The organism is Chloroflexus aurantiacus J-10-fl (assembly GCF_000018865.1).
In the GTDB taxonomy this organism is placed as follows: Bacteria; Chloroflexota; Chloroflexia; order Chloroflexales; family Chloroflexaceae; genus Chloroflexus; species Chloroflexus aurantiacus.
This window is the reverse complement of the sequence record NC_010175.1, coordinates 3,164,317-3,182,165: the sequence shown is the minus strand read 5'-3', so window position 1 is coordinate 3,182,165 and position 17,849 is coordinate 3,164,317. Positions and strand designations below refer to the sequence as shown.

The window sequence follows — 17,849 nt, the reverse complement described above, 5'->3', positions numbered from 1 at the left end:
ACAACACCGGTGCCGACCATTCGCTGAAATGCAGAGAGGAACAGCCCTATGAAAGATCTGCCTGCCCTTATTCGAGAACGGTTGACGCAGAACCTCTGGGGCGTCCTTGGGAATCAAGGCTACATCCTTGGGATCGACCTGGGCAGTTACGGATTACGAGCTGCATTGGTCGACTTGCAGCACCACACCTACCAGAATGCCGCTCTCGAGTCGATTGATCATGAAGACCCAGAGACAACGGTACGCCGGGTTATCGATCTGGCGCGAGATTTGATGGCGCAGGAAGGTGTTACCGTCGAGCGCCTGGTACGGGTTGGCGTAGGCTTTAGCGGCCCGGTTGACCTCCGCCATGGCACGGTACGGCTGGCCCCACGGCGACCGGGGTGGGAAAATTACCCCTTGCAAGAGCGTTTCGAGCAGGCGTTTGATGCCGTGACGCTCATTGACAACGATGCGAATCTGATCGCCCTGGGAGAGGCAACCTTTGGTGTCGGCAAAGGATGCCAGCATCTATTTTACTTTCACCTGAGCAGTGGCGTTGGCGGGGGCGCAGTGCTGAACGGTCGCCTGTACCATGGCGCCCACTCAATGGCCGGCGAAATCGGGCATGCAGTGGTTGCCCACGGCTGGGATGGCGATGGTCGCCCGGAGACCCTGGAAGAGCTGGTTTCGATAGGAGGATTAATCCGCCGGGCAGCCGCCGCAGGGCTTGCCGCGGATCGACTGGAAGATATTTTTAGCGATCATCCGATTGCCCGCAAGGTAGTACAGCATACCGTTGATCTCATGGCCACCCGGATTGCGCAAGTGATTGCACTGCTCGATCCAGAGATGGTTGTCCTGGGAGGAATCGTTGTGCGGATCGGTGGTGATCGCTTCGTGGAAGCGATTGCGACCAGAGTGAACGACTTCATCGCCCCACAGTTCGCCCGTCCCGTACCGGTGGTAGCGTCAATCCTTGGCCCCGATAGCGTCGCAATTGGCGCTGTCGCGATGGCACTCGATAGCCTGTCGGATTGAGCTTCCCATTTGCATATCGCGCTGAGCAATGCTACAATAGGATAAGCTATATCGTACACCCTACGGATAGCAGGGAGGCAAGTTGCGCCTCTCTGTTTCCTGTTGTCTATGATGTATTACGGGGGAATGATGGACGCGAAGACGATTGTGTTTGGCGAGACGGCCATTGATCGCTTACTCCAATGGTTACGGGCGAGTGGTGAACCCAAAGATGTACACGAGCTGCTGCTGCAATATCTCGAAATTCTTTGCAAGCTGGTGACGGAGGAGAGTGAATGACTGCCACGACAGGAACGCTGGCCGATGAAGTATGGCGGCTTATGACCGCGCAGGGTGTCCTCTTCGCCGTTGATGCTCCTATTCGCCAGACCCTGAGTAATCTGGTTGAATTTTTTGCGACGCGCCTGCAGCGCGATCCTGCTCAGGTGCAGGCCGAGCTGGAAGCAGCACTGGCGGCTGATGAACGCTTCACCCGCGAAGAGGTGCAGGGTCAGGTGATCTATGTCACCTCGCGGCAGGGGCGTTATATTCCCCGTGATACAACCGATCCGCATACATTTAAGCAACGGCTCTATGAGCCTGAGCATCCATTGCCGGTTGATGATTTGAGCGTCGTAGTTTCGACATCGCCACCCGCGATTACGACGAATGAACCGGTCTATATTTCCGATTACTGGATCGAGCAGGCACGGCTGCTTGCCGCTGCGCAGATGCCCTCGCCACCAGCCGAAAAACCGTCGGTGGAAGTGACCGAGACGGTGGTGATGCCTAAGCAACCGGCTGCTGAAACTACAATGGCACAGCCGCTGAGCGAAGTACCAGCAACGGTTGAAGTGCCGCCGACAACACCTGCCGAACCGGTCGAGGCGGCAGCAGTCACGGCAGAACCGGCAGTCGTAGCTTCTGAGCCGACTCCCGGTGAGCATTCGACCATTATGACTGTTGATGGGTTGACCATCGACCTCAGTCGTTCACCCGCCGAGATCGTTGCCGAGCATGGCCCAGCGCTCGAACGGATTCTGGCCGAACGCCTGGCACAGGACCCGCTGCGTCGGATTGTGAGCTTTGGGCGACTACACTACCCTGAGTCGGGTCTGATCGGCTTCGGGAAGAACGATCTGCGTAAGATTCGCGACTATATTCTGGAACGGAACGAGCCGCTCCTCGACACCGAAATTATTGCCGACCTCTACTATCACAATCCGCGCCAGTCGGATTACGAGACGTTTCGCTTCTCGCTGAATTACCGTCTGTCACGCGAGAAGGATTTTGAGTTTGTCGGTGTTGAGGGTGCAAACATCTGGTCAACGAAGGGCTTGCCAACGATTGGCTCGAAGCGAGTTAAAGCGGCTGAGATGGGGCAGTTGACCTCGTATCTCATCGAGGGCTTCGATGATAGTCTGGCCGATCAAAGCGCTGAGTCGATCATCTCCAGCGGCAGTGTCACTCGTTTGCTAACCTTCTTTGAATGGGAGTATGGGTTGCTCCCGCTCGATGCGGCATTGGCAACGCTCTTACCTGCTCCCCTCTTACCTGACCAGCGTACTGCGGTCCTTCGGTTTGAATCACCGCAACATTACAGTAACTACCTGGTTGAAGTGCGCTATCCCACCGGTAATCGTGGTGGCTGGTTACAAGGGCTTGAGGACTTCTTCCGTGAGTATCTCGTACCCGGTGCCCTGATCACGATTAGCCGCACCGATGCGGTCAATGTCTTTAACATCACCTACGAAGAGGCCGGTGAGACAACCGAGCGCCTGCTGACCTTCGATGAGAAGAAGAACCGGTTTGCTTTTGCGAACCTGACCTTCTATTGCGCAGTGGATGATGATCTCTTACCAACGCAGAACCGCTATGGGAAGCTGCGTAATCTGAAGGCTTTCCCAATGAGTGAACGGCGGAAGGCCGAGATGATCCTTGAGCACGTCTGCGAGACGATGGGCGAGCGGGGTGGAACCCGCGAGCAGCCGGTGTATCGGGTTTCATTCGCCGATATTTATGTCGCATACAATGTTCTGCGCCCGGCTTCGCGCTCATTCCTGCAGGCCCTGCTCGATAGTCATGCGTCAATTGCGGCAGATCCCACTGCCTCTGGTGATTATCTCTTCACCATGCCACAGGTTGATCGGGATGATACGGAGGAAGAGGAGACGACGGACGATATCGATCTGCCTCAACCGACGTTGCGCCGCCGAAGTGGACGCTATATTGAAGAAGATGAGTAGATGTGACAGGCGGCGATCACCAACCCTGATCGCCGCCTGATTGTCATCGTATACAGGTTTACCATGACGCTGAGTTTTGCCGAGCGTGTCGCTCAACTTGATACTGCTGAGACTGCCCCAACCCGCGTCGATCTGAAATTGCTGGCCAACCTGGGACCAGAGAGTGTGTACATCTTCTGGGAGCAGTGGCAGCGGTTTAGTCTGGATCGCCGACGCCATATTATGCACTTGCTGGCCGAGCTGGCTGAAGAGCAGATTCAGCTTGATTACCGACCGGTGTTTCGTGCCTGCCTGGCCGATCACGATGCTGAGATTCGGGTGCTGGCGATTGAAGGGCTGTGGGAAGATGATCACGAGCAGATGATGGATCGTCTGATCCAGATGATCCACGATCCGGCTGGCGAAGTGCGGGCAGCCGCAGTGATCAGTCTGGCCCGCTTTGCCTATCGGGCTGAAATCGGTGAATTATCGCTCAGTGCTGCCCAGCGACTGCTTAACGCATTGCTCCAGACTGCTTCTGACCCTGAACAACCATCAGAAGTACGCCGGCGTGCAGTTGAGGCATTGGGGTATTTTGCCGATTCACAAGAAGCGCAGGCATTGGTTGCCCGTGCCTATAGTATGGACGACATCTATATGCGCGAGAGCGCCGTCCTGGCAATGGGCCGCTCGATGCGACCGCAGTGGTTTCCGTACATTTTGCGTGAGTTGAAGAGTCCATCGCCATCACTGCGCTACGAAGCAGCACGCGCTGTGGGTGAGATCGGTGAAGATGGACGTGAGTTGCTCCCTGCATTGTTACCGCTGGTCGATGATGAAGATACCGAGATTGCACTGGCTGCAATCTGGGCGCTTGGGCAGGTTGGTGGCTCCGATGCCCGCCGCATTCTGAAGCGGATCGCCCGTTCACGCGACGAGGTGCGCGCCCAGGTTGCCCAGGATGCGCTCGCTGAACTCGACCTTGATACCCTCTGAGGATGTATGCCCCTGGTTACCGATCAGGCCATGGCCTTGCCTGATGGCTATCGCCATATTGTGTTGTCGCCGCATCTTGATGATGCGGCGCTTTCCTGTGGCGGCTTGATTGCCCGCCTGACTGCAACCGGCGAACGGGTGCTGGTTGTTAATATCTGTAGCGGCTCTCCGCCGAGTCATACGGAATTCAGCCCGTTTGCACAAACCCTCCATCAGCGCTGGGGCTTACCACCATCGGCAGTGGTGGCTCATCGTCGCGTCGAAGACGCTGCCGCGCTGGGAGTGCTTGGCGCTGATGCACTATTACTGCCGGCACTGGACGCCATCTACCGCCGACCTGATGCGTATGCCGACGAGCAGAGTCTCTTTGCAACACCGGTCGTCGATGATCCCCTTACCGATGTGGTGGCGACCCTGATCGCGACTCTGATCAAACGCTATCCGCGAGCCACGTTCTATGTGCCGCTGGCGGTGGGTATGCACGTCGATCATCAACTGGTCTTCAGCGCAGCAACGACCAGTTTGTGCGCAGCCGCTATCCATTTCGCCTGCTATGAAGACTTTCCGTATGCCCGTCAGCCGTCAGCGGTTGAACAACGCCTGGCAATGATCGGTCGTGAGTTGTATGCTCCACGCTACATTCCACTTGATGAGACACTGCTCCAGGCAAAGATCAGGGCAATTTCCGCCTATTCCAGCCAGTTGGGCGTCCTCTTCGGCAATGCAGCAGCGATGCCGGCTGCGGTAACCGAATATGCGGCGCGTGTCGCTTCACCGACAATGCGCTATGCCGAACGGCAATGGGTGAGTTTATGAAGGGTCGGTGGCGGGTTGATGTTCCATCTGCCGCGCAGTGGGATGCCTTTGTTGCTTCCCATCCCCAGGGAAATGTGTTGCAGGCCAGTCCGTGGGGTGCTCTGAAAGCCCGCTTCGGCTGGCATTGCCGACGCATCGCAGTTTACGACGACGATGGCACTATCCGCGCCGGTGCCCAGGTGCTCTTCCGCCGCTACGCCGGCCTGGCCTTTGGTTACACACCGCGTGGTCCCCTCCTGTCCGGCGATCCGGCGCTCGATAATCACCTGATCGATGGCATGCGTCGGCTCGGACGCCAGATGCTGGCGGTCGCGATCCGGCTTGAGCCAAACGTGCGTGAAGATGACGCTCAGGCTCCCCATCTCCAGACCTGGTTTACCCGACATCGGCTGGTAGTCGCTGAACCGATCCAACCACGCAGTACGATCCTCGTTGACCTGCAACCACCTGTAGAAACCATATTTACCGCGTACTCGAAAGGTCATCGGGCCGATATTCGGCGGGCCGAGCGCATTGGGGTGACGGTACGGACCGGCGGCGAGGCCGATCTGTCAACGTTCTATGATATTATGCGAGCAACCGGTGAGCGGGCCGCCTTTGCGATTCATAGCGCTGCTTACTATACGACCGCCTGGCAGTTGCATCAGCCACATAGTTGCCTCTTGGTTGCTGAATTGAATGGCATGCCGGTCGCGTCCCATCTGGTCTTCGCCGATGCGCGCTACGGTCGCTACCTGTACGGTGGTTCAACAGCAGAGGGTTTACGCAGTGGTGCCAATCATCTGCTGGCGTGGCACGCCATGCGTTGGGCACGCGAGCAAGGGTGTATCGGTTACGACCTGTGGGGCATTCCCGATGCGCTTGGGCAAGCGGCGACGGTCGCTGATGAAGCTGTGCGCACAGCCCTCGAGCAGGCTGCGCAACAAGACCCGCTGATTGGTGTCTACCGCTTCAAAAAAGGTTTTGGTGGTCGAATCGTTCGTTTTATGCCGGCTTTCGATCTGGTCCTGTTGCCATTACTCTATCCATTGGCGCGACGAAAGATTGGAGGATAACGTCAATGACGGCAAAAACACTTGCCAGTCTCCTGAACAATGTAGCTGTCCAACGGCTAATTGGCGAACCACTCGTGCCTGTGCAATCGCTCACCTACGACTCGCGGCGTGTTGAGCCGGGGAGTCTGTTTGTTGCCATCCGTGGGCAGCACAGTGATGGTCACCAGTTTATTGACCAGGCTATCGCACGGGGAGCTGTGGCCGTGGTGGTCGATCAACGGTATTGGGATGAACGACCGGTTGCCGTGCCGGTAGTGGTGGTCGCCGATAGCCGGGTGGCCCTGGCACCACTGGCGGCTGCGTTCTACGACTATCCCGGACGTGAATTGACCACAATCGGGATTACCGGTACCAAAGGAAAAAGCACAACGACCGATGTGACGGCCCAGCTCCTCGCTGCTACCGGACGTATGGTGGGCATGATCAGCACCGTCGATTTTCAGATTGGGAATCGCCGCTGGCCTAACGATACCCGTCAGAGCACACCGGAAGCACCAGAGGTGCAGGCATTGCTGCGCGAGATGGTCACTGCCGGTTGCGATACAGCCGTTATTGAAGCGACATCCCACGCTCTCTCGCCACGCTGGGGGCGGCTGGTTGGCTGTGCGTTCGCTGTGGCTGTAATGCTTAATATCGGCCACGAACATCTCGATTACCACGGCACATTCGAGCAGTATCGGGCCGACAAAGCCCAGCTCTTTGCGCTACTTGGCGAACGCAGTGGTTCGCGCTGGGCAATTGTCAATGCTGACGATCCAAATCATGCGTATTTCCTTGATGCTGCACCTGCCGATGCGGTGCGGCTACGGTATGGTTTACACGAGCCGGCAGATGTCCAGGGACAGATACTCCACAGTGGGCCGATGAGCAGTGTGGTGCGGGTAACGTCACCCTGGGGCACCACCGATCTGACCGTTCCGCTACCGGGGCGATTCAACGCCAGTAATGCGCTGGCCGCGCTGACAGTCGCTCTCAGTCAGGGCGTTGCGCTCGAGGCAGCCGCTGCCGCCCTGGCCGGCGTGCGGGCACCACGTGGCCGGATGGTGCCAATTGATGCCGGGCAACCATTCGCGGTGATTGTAGACTATGCTCATAATCCCGATTCGTTCGAGCAGATCTTTGCCATGCTGCGGCCCCAGGTGCAGGGGCGAATGATCGCGGTTTTCGGCAGTGCCGGCGAGCGTGATGTTGCCAAACGGGCTATTCAGGGAGAAATTGCCGGTCGGATGTGTGACTTGCTGGTGCTGACCGATGAAGATCCACGTGGCGAGGATCGCGAGGCAATCATTGCCCAGATCGCTGCCGGTGCCGAACGGGCCGGCAAACGACCCGGTAGTGGGTACCTCTGTATTCCTGATCGGGCACAGGCCATTCGGGCTGCCATGGCCGCCGCACAACCCGGTGACCTGGTGTTGTTGCTGGGCAAAGGACATGAGGGTAGCATTATCTACGCCGACTTTTCACTGCCGTGGAACGAAGAGCGCGAAGCCCGGCAGGCACTGGCCGAGTTAGGATACCATCGGTCGCATGATTGAACTGGCACCACACAATCCGTATGGCCTGACGATTGCTTCACCGGTCATTGCGGCTGCCGGCAGCCTGGGTGACGTGGTCGGTGTAGCGCGCTGGTTAGGGTTGCAGCGGGCAGACGCTGATCACGGTCTGGGTGCAATCATCAGTTCGACAGTGACGATGAGCGGACGACGTGGCCAGCCACAGTTGCTGGCTACACCTGCGGGTACGCTCTACCATCACGGCGGTTTTAGCCTCGGCGTCAGGCAGGTACGCGAACGGCTGGCGCCACGTTGGGCAACGTACCACGTTCCGATTCTGGTGAGTCTGGCCGGCCCGGATGCAGCAGCCGTTGCCAGTGATCTGAACGATACGCCGGGCATCGCCGGTTTTGAACTGGCCCTACCTGCACTCACTGCGGTTGAAGCGGCCCAGCGTGTCAGCGCGGTACGACAGGCAACAGTGCTACCGTTGCTGGTACGTCTCCCTGGAGAACTGCCCGATCCGGTTGCCGTAGCTACAGCCTGTGCTGCGGCGGGAGCCGATGCGCTTGCGCTGATCGGTGGTATGCCGGGGTGTATGCCCCAACCATCCGGCGAACTGGTGTACGGGCGGTTGGGCGGACCGGCCATCTTTCCCATTGCCCTGCGGATTGTCGCCAGTGTTGCCACGACGGTACAGGTACCGGTGATCGGTATGGGTGGTGTGACAACGCCAGCCCATGCTCAGGCCATGCTACGCGCCGGAGCACGGGCCGTGGCCTTAGCCAGTGCGCTGGTTACCGATCTGCGACGTGGGCAGACGATTGCCGGTAGTTTGCGGGGAGACAACTTCAAATCAGAAACCATATAGAAGGTATCTCAACATTGCTGAACAAACACTATCAGATAATGGTCTGGTATACGACTCAACGGCGTCAGGATACAAGTTGCAATGGTGATCCGTTCACAACGTAACTACGACGCAGGGAACGTAACACAGGATTCGCCAACAATATTATTAACACCTTCCTGGAAAATACAGCTATCCGTAGAGAGATTTGTTCGAGACGAGTCTCAATACGATGGCATTATTTCGGCAGCACGCGATGGTACTGCCACGTGATTGCCGCCATCAGGAGATGCATTGTGGATGCGTATCGCTTGATGACGATTTAAACGAACAGGCATAACACAAGGTTAGGCTCAAACATTACCTTCGCCAACCTCACACGACAGGATACTTCGGGTAGACGCTACGCCAAAATCTATCAAATATGAAGGTGTCAGAACACGTGGACTATGTCGGTATCCTTTATCAACTTCACTTCATTGTCAGCGGCAGAAACACGTTCAACCTGTCCACGACATCGACAGGGACACTTCTCCACAAAGGACGTCCATCACCTAATTGAGCGTAGAAGTTATCGCCCCAACACTTCACCCCTTTATCCGTAGTTAATGCACAGGTATGAAAGAAACCTGCTGCGATGGCATCGACGTTACTCTCCAATCTGATCACATCTACCGGCGTACTCCGGTCGTGCATCGAGCCATCACCCAATTGACCGTAGAAGTTATCGCCCCAGCACTTCATCCCACCACTCACAGTCAGCGCGCAGGTGTGTGCCCCACCTGCAGCGATAGCTGTCTCACTACCTTCCAGTCCTATCACTGTCTGAGGAAATCTACGCAAGTTCGTCGTGCCATCACCTAGTTGACCATCATAATTACCACCCCAGCACTGCACCTGTGCGCTGCCCGTAGTCAGCGCACAGGTGTGATGCAAACCGGCAGTGATAGCTGTTACACCACTCCACAGACCAAATACATCCACCGGTATATAGGGTTGGCCCACCGTAATATTTCCCAGTTGCCATGATGAATTACTGCCCCAGCACTTGACCCCACCGCTCGTCGTTAACGCGCAAGTATGGAATAAACCCGCAGTGATAGCAGCAACACCACTCCCCAAGCCGCTTACGTCTACCGGTATACTACGGTCACTCCTGGTGCCGTCCCCTAGTTGACCACTATCGTTAGCGCCCCAACACTTTACTCCACCATCAGTCATCAACGCACAAGTATGCCACCAACCAGCAGCAATAGCCGTCACATCGCCGTTCAGTCCTATCACATCTACAGGCGTGCCGTAAAAATTCATCGTACCGTGCCCCAATTGACCATAAAGATTACTCCCCCAGCACTTGACCCCATCACTCGTGGTCAGCGCACAGGTGTGATTCCCACCGGCAGTGATAGCCGTCACACGACTTCCCAACCCTATCACATCCACCGGCGTGTTGCGATCAATCATCGTGCCATCACCTAGTTGAAAATTGAAGTTCCTTCCCCAGCACTTAACCCCACCACTTGTAGTCAACGCACAGGTGTGCGCTCCACCAGCAGTGATGGTCACTACATCACTCTCCAACCCACTTACATCCACGGGTGTGCTGCGAGCGGTCGTGGTTCCATCCCCTAGTTGAACATCATAATTATAGCCCCAGCACTTGACTCCACCGCTCGTAGTCAGCGCACAGGTATGCGCTCCGCCAGCAGCGATAGCTACTACACCAATCCCCAGACCCGCCACATCCACCGGTATACCGGGTTGATGCGCAGTGACATTTCCCAGTTGACCATAAAAATTATTTCCCCAGCACTTAACCCCGCCGCCTGTGGTCAAAGCACAGGTATGTCCCCCACCAGCAGTGATGGCCGTCACACCACTTTCCAACCCTATCACACCCACCGGAACATTACGCTCAGTCATTGTGCCATCACCCAGTTGCCCAGAGGAGTTATTCCCCCAGCACCTCACTCCACCGACCGTGGTCAGCGCACAGGTGTGTTCCCAACCAACAGCGATGGCCGCCACATCGCTCTCCAGACCTGCTACATCCACCGGGGTGATGTGAGAATATATCGTTCCACCACCCAATTGACCTTCGAGGTTATCACCCCAACACTTAACCCCACCGCTTGTGGTCAATGCACAGGTGTGTCCCTCACCGGCAGCGATGGCCGCCACACCGCTCTCCAAACCTGCTACATCCACCGGTGTGTTACGATCGTTCGTCGTACCGTCTCCTAATTGTCCGGAGGAGTTATCACCCCAGCACTTGACCCCACCACCCGTTGTCAGCGCACAGGTATGTTCCCAACCGGCAGTGATGTCGAAGACTCCACGCCCCAGCTCCACCACATCTACCGGCGCGCTGTAAGGTATCTGCGTCTCATTGCCTAATTGACCGGAGACGTTAGCGCCCCAACACTTAACCCCACCGTTTGTGGTCAACGCACAGGTGTGGCTCCCACCGGCAGCGATGGCTGCCACACCGCTCTCCAAACCTACTACATCTACTGGCGTATTACGGTCGTTCATCGTACCGTCACCCAGTTGCCCAGAGGAGTTATCACCCCAGCACTTGACCCCACCACCCGTTGTCAGCGCACAGGTGTGATAACGACCAGTAGCGATAGCAGTAATGTTACGAAGAGATGGCAGGGAGGTCATATGAATTGTGGTATCGGTCACAAATGGCTGATACCCGGGATTTTGCAGGGTGAGTAAATTGGTGCTTTCCAACGTAGCAAACGGATATTGGGGACGATGCCAGACACCTATTCCGGGGCCATTACTGTTCAGCAGTACTAGACTCAACATCAGGGTGATAAGCGAGTGTGTTTTCACATGCTCTTCTCCTTGTTGTGGCAAAGCTGACTCTTACGGACGAGATATTGTCGTTATACTGCGTATCATATCCAATCCGGTATCAAAGAAAGCCTGACACGCTATCCAATCATCACCCTGGTGTCGTACCTGAACGATGCACTTCTATGAGAAAGGGTAGGGGCACGGCATGCCGTGCCCCTGTCGCCGCATCAGATTGCTCTTAATCCACGTCCACGATGACTCAATTGTTGCACATCAACCCCGATACGATACCTGAATGATTCCTATCGCTCTTTCACTGCTGCACAAGTGCAACACGATCATATTCCAATAACGACAACGACAGACCTCACCCGGCATCACCAATAACTGTTCCTCGTCAGACACCAGTCGACGAAAGCCCATACACAATGCGTTTCCATACTGTTATTTATGGCAACTGTTGGATAAACAGATTACTACCCAACGCCTGACCAAACTGCCGATAATCGCCAAGCAATCTGCGATAATCGGCAATAAACTGATAGCCAAGACCGAGGTTTTGATTCTGCTCGTCCAGATAATTGACGACCTGTTCGATTGCGGCTAATTCATCACGCAGCGATTGGCTGTACGCGACTTCATCACGACTCGCCATTGCCAGCACCACCTCGAGCCGCAGTATAAACTCGATGAGGAACGGATAGCTCAGGGTCGGATCAAATTTCGCACGCCATCGCTGTTGATACAGCTCACGTTCGTTTTGCTGCGCCCGTTGCTGTACTTGATTGACCAATTGAGGCAGAGCAGCATCTTTCTGTTCACCACGTCCCTGAAACGCATTGCCGATGATGTTCATCGCACCATTCCAGTTTCGCCCGAGCAGCTCAAAGAATACATCAAACCCCGTCACCTGCTGTTGCGCAATCTGTTCCAGCTCACGTTGCCATTCTTTGCGCAGCACAATCCGTAGCTCACGGAGTTCCTGCCGCAACTGCCGTAATTGCCGACGTTCATCTGGCGAGATTGGCCCGGCACACAGTTCACGAGCGGCGTAGAAGACTCCTTCGAGCTTAGCCTCCTGATCTATCCGCCGATACGCAATCAGCAGATCAAGTTTTGTCTCCATCTGCTGCATACGATGTGCCAGATCAGCCGCTGAAATCACGTTTGCAACACTGACCACAACGCCACTGATGGCTGCTAACCGCTGGACCACATTCGGCGTCAGACGAGCGATTTCAACAGTCCGCCCCGCGGCATCAACCAGGATTGGGCGGGAACCATTCCCCATTACGGAGAGTTGTCCAAGACCCAACAGCCGGTTACCTTCGGGCGAAAAGGTGACGGTCAGCACGTTCTGGTCCAGCGCAACCGACTGGATCAGGATGTTACCCGACTGAGCCAGGCCGGTACCCATTAAACGGTAGTTGAGATTTGCGAGGATGGATTCTTTGAATGCCCCGGCAAAGATGTCTGGTTGTGAGATCAATTCATCGAAGCGTTGCTGCCCAAATGGCCATGGAAAATAATACGGCGCGAGTGGATCTGACATGTTCGATCTCCAAAGACTGTGCTGGTGGATACATACGTTGTACCGCGATCTGGCTGCGATATAGTATACGAATGCGGAATTACCAGCCAATTACCGGATGCTGTCAGATCTGTTGTTCACCTGCACTGCACCTGACCTCATTTCAGCATCACTTCCCGGACATGGACATGGGCCGGTTCACCAACTCCCACCTGTAAAATCTCCAGGCGCACCTGCTGTGCGCTGAGCAGCTCTGGTATATCAAGGTACACCGTCGGATCTGGCGGCAGCCCACGGTATGATTGATTGAAGGTTTTGGTCTCACCGTCAGGCGTGGTGACGGTTACCCGCAGATCGAGATCCATACTGCCGAGGGTCAATCCCACCTGGCGCAGTGGACGCGGGTTGGTAAACCGCAGTTCAATGACAAGCGGGTTGGCTTCAAAACCACGGGCCAGCGTCAACGGCTCACCATCAAAGAGGTTAGGGACGCTGCCAATGTCGAATGGGGAATGGGCAACAACCACTGACTGACCTTCCAGCGTGTACGGAATTTCAACCAACCGCTGCCGCTCAGCACGTTCAGCGGCCAGAATCTCGTCGATATTGGCAACGTACTCTAGCCGTACCACATAGAACCCTGGCTGACCATCGGGGTAGGGAATGATCTGTTCCGGTGGCGACAGGATAAACTTCCCACTCTGCTGGGCCAGCCAGTATTCACCGGCAGTCATAATGAACACGTCGCGTTGCCGATCAAGATCGCGGCGCTGGTAGCGGTAGGCATCGATGTTGATAAATTCGATACGACGCTGCTGGGCAGGGGTGAGAAAAAAGCTGGCAAAACTGTTTGGATTGTTCGCCCACGTTGGCGAAATGCGAAGGATAATGTGCGGATCACGGTCAAGCAGCGCAGGAATCGTCTCGCCAAAAAGCTGCTGCGCCCCGTACTGCATCCCGTTGAGGCCGTAATCGCGAAACCAGAGCGGACCACCAAGGATGGCATAGTGGGTCATCGTCAGACTGCTGATGACGAGGATGACGCCGAGGATGACGGTCACGAAGCGTTGTCGCGAATGGCTCAGGAAGGCAAGAAGCATATCCAGCCCGATGACAGCCAGCAGGGTTGCCGGAATGACCATCGCCAGCATGCGGGTGATGGCCGGCCCAACCAGCGCACCGCTGAAAGGTGCCGCAAGCAGGGCAATGAGAGGTAGTCTGTAGCGCACATCCCGCCAACGCCACAGACAAACGACCAGGCCAATAGCGATGAAGGGAAGCAGGAAGAGCGGGAGATGACCGGCGTCAGGAAACCGATGCCGATCAAGGTCTACTGTGTTAGGCCAGAACCAGTAACGCGGATCAAGGCCCTGCAGGTACAGGCTCCCAAAGCGTTGCAGCTTCTCGGTGAGTGGGATGGATTGTATCCAATAGGAGTTGAGGGAACGGAAATGCTCAAACAGCGCTTCAGGATGCAGCCAGCGAAAACGCAACCACGGGATGGCAGCGAGCAGGATCGCGATAGAAGCAATCCCAATCCGTTGCGGTGAGCGGCTGAGATGGTAGCGGAGATCGCTGATCAGCAAGAGCACACCACTCACCAGCATCACCCCCTGCCCATTGGCATAGCTGTAGAAGGTGGCGGCACCGAACAGGATCACCACAACCAACCAGCGATCATCGTAAAAACGGTAGAGCACATACGTCGCCAGAAACACCGCATAACAGGCGACCATCAGTACCGTTTCAAAGGCGGTACGGGAATGGAGAAACCAGGCCGGCAACGTACACAATACCAGGATTCCCAGCCACCAGCGCCGGCTGTGATAGCCGAAACGCAACAGCAATGCAATGCCCACCGGTGCCAGAACACTCGCGATAACGGAGGTGGCACGGGTCATCCAGACCGATGGCTCAAACCCGAACAGGATGATACTGAGGGCATGGAGGTAAACACTCAAACCCAGGTTCCATTTTTCCACATTGCGAAAGTAGGTCGGAAATAGGGTGCCCTCACCATCGCGAAAACCGTTGGCAATCAGATCACGCGCCAGTACACTGTGGATGGCCTCGTCGCAGAAAAAATAGATCGGGAAGCTGGTCAGATCGGTCAGGCGGGTATAGAGGTAGAGAAGCAGGCTACCAGCCAGAAGCAACAGTTCACCAAACGTCAGGCGTGAAAGCCAACCGGTACCGGATAAAGGTTTGTGCCACCAGGCCTGGCCGGCAGGTGTATGTGTCTCAGTCGTGGGCAGGGGAAGATTCGCCATAGCTGAACTATTTTGATGTTGCCTGTGTGCTATCAGAAAGTTTGTGTGTCGTATTATAACGCCAGTTCGGTACAATGCATGACGTGTGCGTTGACACCGTAAAACGTATATACTGGAATATGTACTGGCGGTCATTACTGGCTCGACAACCAGTGAATTATATAAAGCTATCAGATTGATAACAGTTTCTGCCCAAGCTGTTCTAACGATCAGGCCCCTCTTCAGACATTTGTGCATTATCGAGCAGATTGCACTCTACACGCATGGAAGAGATGGCTTCTGTATCTTCGGAATCACAATATGCACCTGTACCACACAGCAACGATCCACACGTACCGCCAGTTTGAGCAATTGATTTGGTTGAGCGTAAAGGCAGCATCGCTGGCTCGCCATGCTCAGCCCGGCCAGGTTGCTCTGGTGCGTCACTCCCAACCGGGACTTGACCCGCTGCTGTGGACAACACTCTTTCTGGCTGGTGCCGATCCGGCCACCGGCACGGTCGAATTTCTCATCGATCCTCGCGATCCGGCGGTGATCTGGTTGTCTGATCTATCGCCGGGAACTGCGCTCGATCTTTGCGTGCCGGGTGGGAAACACTTCTCCCTCAAGCCAACAACCCAGACCCTCTTGCTGGCAGGCACCGGCGCAGCCCTACCGGCTTTGCTCTTCCTGGCCCGCCAGCAGGCCGGCAGACAGAATATTGCGCTGTTTATGGCTGGAGACACCGGTTTTCTACCCCCTCCTTTTCTCCTGCCACCGACAGTAGAAATTCAGATCAGCCAGGCCGGCGAGGCAACATTATTCGATCTGCTTACGTCATCACCACAGAGTCCGCTACGGTGGGCCGATCAGATCGGCCTGGCATTACCACCCACGATGCTGGCACTGGCGGCAAACGTCATTCGATCAACGCGCCTGCGCTGGCAACCAGGACTGGCCCAGGTTGTGGTGGCCGGATCACTACCGTGTGGGATAGGGGTCTGTCGGGCCTGCCAGATCGAAACCCGTCATGGCTGGCAGCGACGTTGTGTAGAGGGACCGGTGTTTGACCTATACGATCTTCGCCTGTCGCTGTGAGACAGGCGATACACCATCTGACTAGAGCGGAAGTGTAGACATGTAGACCGGCAAACAGCCTCTCTACGGCAAATCACCTTCGATACGGCGGAAGCTATTCACAAACCAACGCTGCACATCACGAAAACGATCCTCGATCCCGAAGAGTGTATGGGGGCCGAGATCGGGATTAGCGAAGGCGCGCCCTTGCAGGTTTGCCGTCGTTACCATCACGTACATCGGCTGGTAGAGGGTAATTGCCGGTGACAGTTCCAGCCAGCGCTGTTGAAAAGCGTGATAAAACTCAGCCCTGGCTATCAGTTCAGGCTCAGCCCGCGCCTGTTCGAGTAAAGTATCAATGCGACTATCCTCTAATCCGGCATAATTGAGGCCGTCATCAGCCTGACTGGAGTGCCAGAGGCTATAGGGGTCGGGGTCAGGCCCGATCCGCGTCCAGGTATGGATGGCAGCCATAAAATCGCCCTGGCGTAGGCGCTCGGTCAAAGTTGTGACGTCAACCGACTCAACAAACACTTCCACACCGATAGATCGCCACTGGGCAGCGATAGCCTCTGCCACTGCTACACGCCGCTCATCGCGGTCAACCAGCAATGTAAAGCTAAGACGCTGTCTTCCACGCTGGCGAATACCGTCATCGCCCGGTTCAAAATCAATTTCAGCCAGACGTTCGGCGGCTACGGATGGTTCAGCCGGCATACGACGCAGGGCAGGATCATCGGCCCAGGTACCTGGCAGGAGAGGGGTATCTATCGGCTGCGCCATCCCATTAACAACCGTCTCGATCAAAGCATCACGATCAAGGCCGAGTGCCAGTGCCCGGCGCAGGGGAATATCCTGGAACAACGGCAAACGCAGATTGAATGTGAGCAGGGTATATTCATCCATCGGCAAGACAATTTGCTGCTCTTCCCCAGGAAGATCGATAGTTGCAAGATTGGTTCCCCAGCGTTCTGCAAAGCCGTTCACTTCACCACGTGACAAAGCGGCAATCGCGGCTTCGGCGGTACTTACAAACCGCAACTCTATTTGATCGAGAAAGGGCCGACCATTGTAGTATGTCGGGTTGGCGGTCAAGATAGCCGCATCGGAGCGTAATTCAGCCAGCCGAAACGGCCCACTACCCACCAGACGACGGGCAAACTCGCTGGCCGGCCATTCAGCAGGCGAAAGACCACGGAGCAGATGAGCGGGGAGGATCGGCACGCGGGCAAGGCTTGGAAAGGGAGCAAATGGCCCTGATAACGTCACCCGTACTGTGCGAGTATCGACACGCTCAATTAAAGCAGTGCGCCAGAAGCCGGCAAGTGCCGGTTCACCCGCTACATCCAATGTCTGCAACGTCCGAAAGGTAAAAACAACATCGTCAGCGGTGATGGGGGTACCATCGTGCCAGCGCAGCCCTGGTCGCAGGTTGAACGTATAGATTTCGCCGGTGGCATCGACAGTATAGCCTTCAGCCAGGGCAGGTTCGATCAAGCCATCACTCCCAATACGGGTTAATCCTTCAAAGAGGAGGCTGATCAACGTGCGCCCAACCGGATCGGCGACCGGATCATTGAGCAGAGGAATGGGCGTGATCGGCGAGCCGACGACAGCCTCAATATACACACCACCAGTTGCCGGATTATCGGTCGATGCACTGAGTGCGGCGAGTCGACCAAACAAAGCGACTATCAGCGCAATGCCGAAGAGGGCAATCGCGATTTGCCAGCGAATACGACGCGCCATA

Annotated in this window: 13 protein-coding genes; 9 read left to right on the top strand and 4 right to left on the bottom strand. The window is 56.0% G+C overall.

The window, feature by feature from the left end; all coding sequences use genetic code 11:
- Nucleotides 1-48: 48 nt before the first annotated feature.
- From CAUR_RS12300 to CAUR_RS12265, 8 genes are all read left to right on the top strand, one after another.
- Nucleotides 49-1,020 (top strand): ROK family protein, encoded by a 972-nt coding sequence (locus CAUR_RS12300; protein WP_012258208.1) that lies wholly within the window; start codon nucleotides 49-51, stop codon nucleotides 1,018-1,020.
- A 126-nt stretch (nucleotides 1,021-1,146) separates the two neighbouring features.
- Nucleotides 1,147-1,299 (top strand): hypothetical protein, encoded by a 153-nt coding sequence (locus CAUR_RS12295; protein WP_162015784.1) that lies wholly within the window; start codon nucleotides 1,147-1,149, stop codon nucleotides 1,297-1,299.
- Nucleotides 1,296-3,245, top strand: coding sequence for a hypothetical protein (locus tag CAUR_RS12290; RefSeq protein WP_012258206.1), 1,950 nt, complete (start codon nucleotides 1,296-1,298; stop codon nucleotides 3,243-3,245). The genes CAUR_RS12295 and CAUR_RS12290 overlap by 4 nt, the downstream gene beginning before the upstream one ends.
- 63 nt (nucleotides 3,246-3,308) lie before the next feature.
- The gene (locus CAUR_RS12285) at nucleotides 3,309-4,220 is read left to right on the top strand and encodes a HEAT repeat domain-containing protein (protein ID WP_012258205.1); all 912 of its coding nucleotides are present in this window, start codon (nucleotides 3,309-3,311) and stop codon (nucleotides 4,218-4,220) included.
- A 6-nt stretch (nucleotides 4,221-4,226) separates the two neighbouring features.
- A complete protein-coding gene (locus CAUR_RS12280; protein WP_012258204.1) occupies nucleotides 4,227-5,036 on the top strand; it encodes a PIG-L deacetylase family protein in 810 nt (269 codons plus the stop codon).
- Complete coding sequence (locus CAUR_RS12275; protein ID WP_012258203.1) at nucleotides 5,033-6,091, top strand: lipid II:glycine glycyltransferase FemX; 1,059 nt, start codon at nucleotides 5,033-5,035, stop codon at nucleotides 6,089-6,091. The genes CAUR_RS12280 and CAUR_RS12275 overlap by 4 nt, the downstream gene beginning before the upstream one ends.
- A gap of 5 nt (nucleotides 6,092-6,096) precedes the next feature.
- Complete coding sequence (locus CAUR_RS12270; protein ID WP_012258202.1) at nucleotides 6,097-7,626, top strand: UDP-N-acetylmuramoyl-L-alanyl-D-glutamate--2,6-diaminopimelate ligase; 1,530 nt, start codon at nucleotides 6,097-6,099, stop codon at nucleotides 7,624-7,626.
- Nucleotides 7,619-8,455 carry a beta/alpha barrel domain-containing protein gene (locus CAUR_RS12265; RefSeq protein ID WP_012258201.1) on the top strand — a complete coding sequence of 279 codons (837 nt, stop codon included), beginning with the start codon at nucleotides 7,619-7,621 and terminating at the stop codon, nucleotides 8,453-8,455. The genes CAUR_RS12270 and CAUR_RS12265 overlap by 8 nt, the downstream gene beginning before the upstream one ends.
- Before the next feature lie 450 nt (nucleotides 8,456-8,905).
- Here the strand turns inward: CAUR_RS12265 and CAUR_RS12260 are convergent, their stop codons facing one another.
- The 3 genes from CAUR_RS12260 to CAUR_RS12250 all read right to left on the bottom strand — a co-directional run bounded on the left by CAUR_RS12260 (nucleotide 8,906) and on the right by CAUR_RS12250 (nucleotide 15,043).
- Nucleotides 8,906-11,278 (bottom strand): RCC1 domain-containing protein, encoded by a 2,373-nt coding sequence (locus CAUR_RS12260; protein ID WP_012258200.1) that lies wholly within the window; start codon nucleotides 11,276-11,278, stop codon nucleotides 8,906-8,908.
- A 412-nt stretch (nucleotides 11,279-11,690) separates the two neighbouring features.
- A complete protein-coding gene (locus CAUR_RS12255; RefSeq protein WP_012258199.1) occupies nucleotides 11,691-12,794 on the bottom strand; it encodes a hypothetical protein in 1,104 nt (367 codons plus the stop codon).
- A 137-nt stretch (nucleotides 12,795-12,931) separates the two neighbouring features.
- Nucleotides 12,932-15,043: an ArnT family glycosyltransferase gene (locus tag CAUR_RS12250; RefSeq protein ID WP_242604920.1), complete on the bottom strand. Its 2,112-nt coding sequence runs from the start codon at nucleotides 15,041-15,043 to the stop codon at nucleotides 12,932-12,934.
- A 300-nt stretch (nucleotides 15,044-15,343) separates the two neighbouring features.
- On the opposite strand from CAUR_RS12250, the gene CAUR_RS12245 reads away from it, so the two are divergent.
- Nucleotides 15,344-16,120: an iron-sulfur cluster-binding protein gene (locus CAUR_RS12245; protein ID WP_012258197.1), complete on the top strand. Its 777-nt coding sequence runs from the start codon at nucleotides 15,344-15,346 to the stop codon at nucleotides 16,118-16,120.
- A 63-nt stretch (nucleotides 16,121-16,183) separates the two neighbouring features.
- Here the strand turns inward: CAUR_RS12245 and CAUR_RS12240 are convergent, their stop codons facing one another.
- The gene (locus CAUR_RS12240; RefSeq protein WP_012258196.1) at nucleotides 16,184-17,848 is read right to left on the bottom strand and encodes a peptide ABC transporter substrate-binding protein; all 1,665 of its coding nucleotides are present in this window, start codon (nucleotides 17,846-17,848) and stop codon (nucleotides 16,184-16,186) included.
- Nucleotide 17,849: the final 1 nt, after the last annotated feature.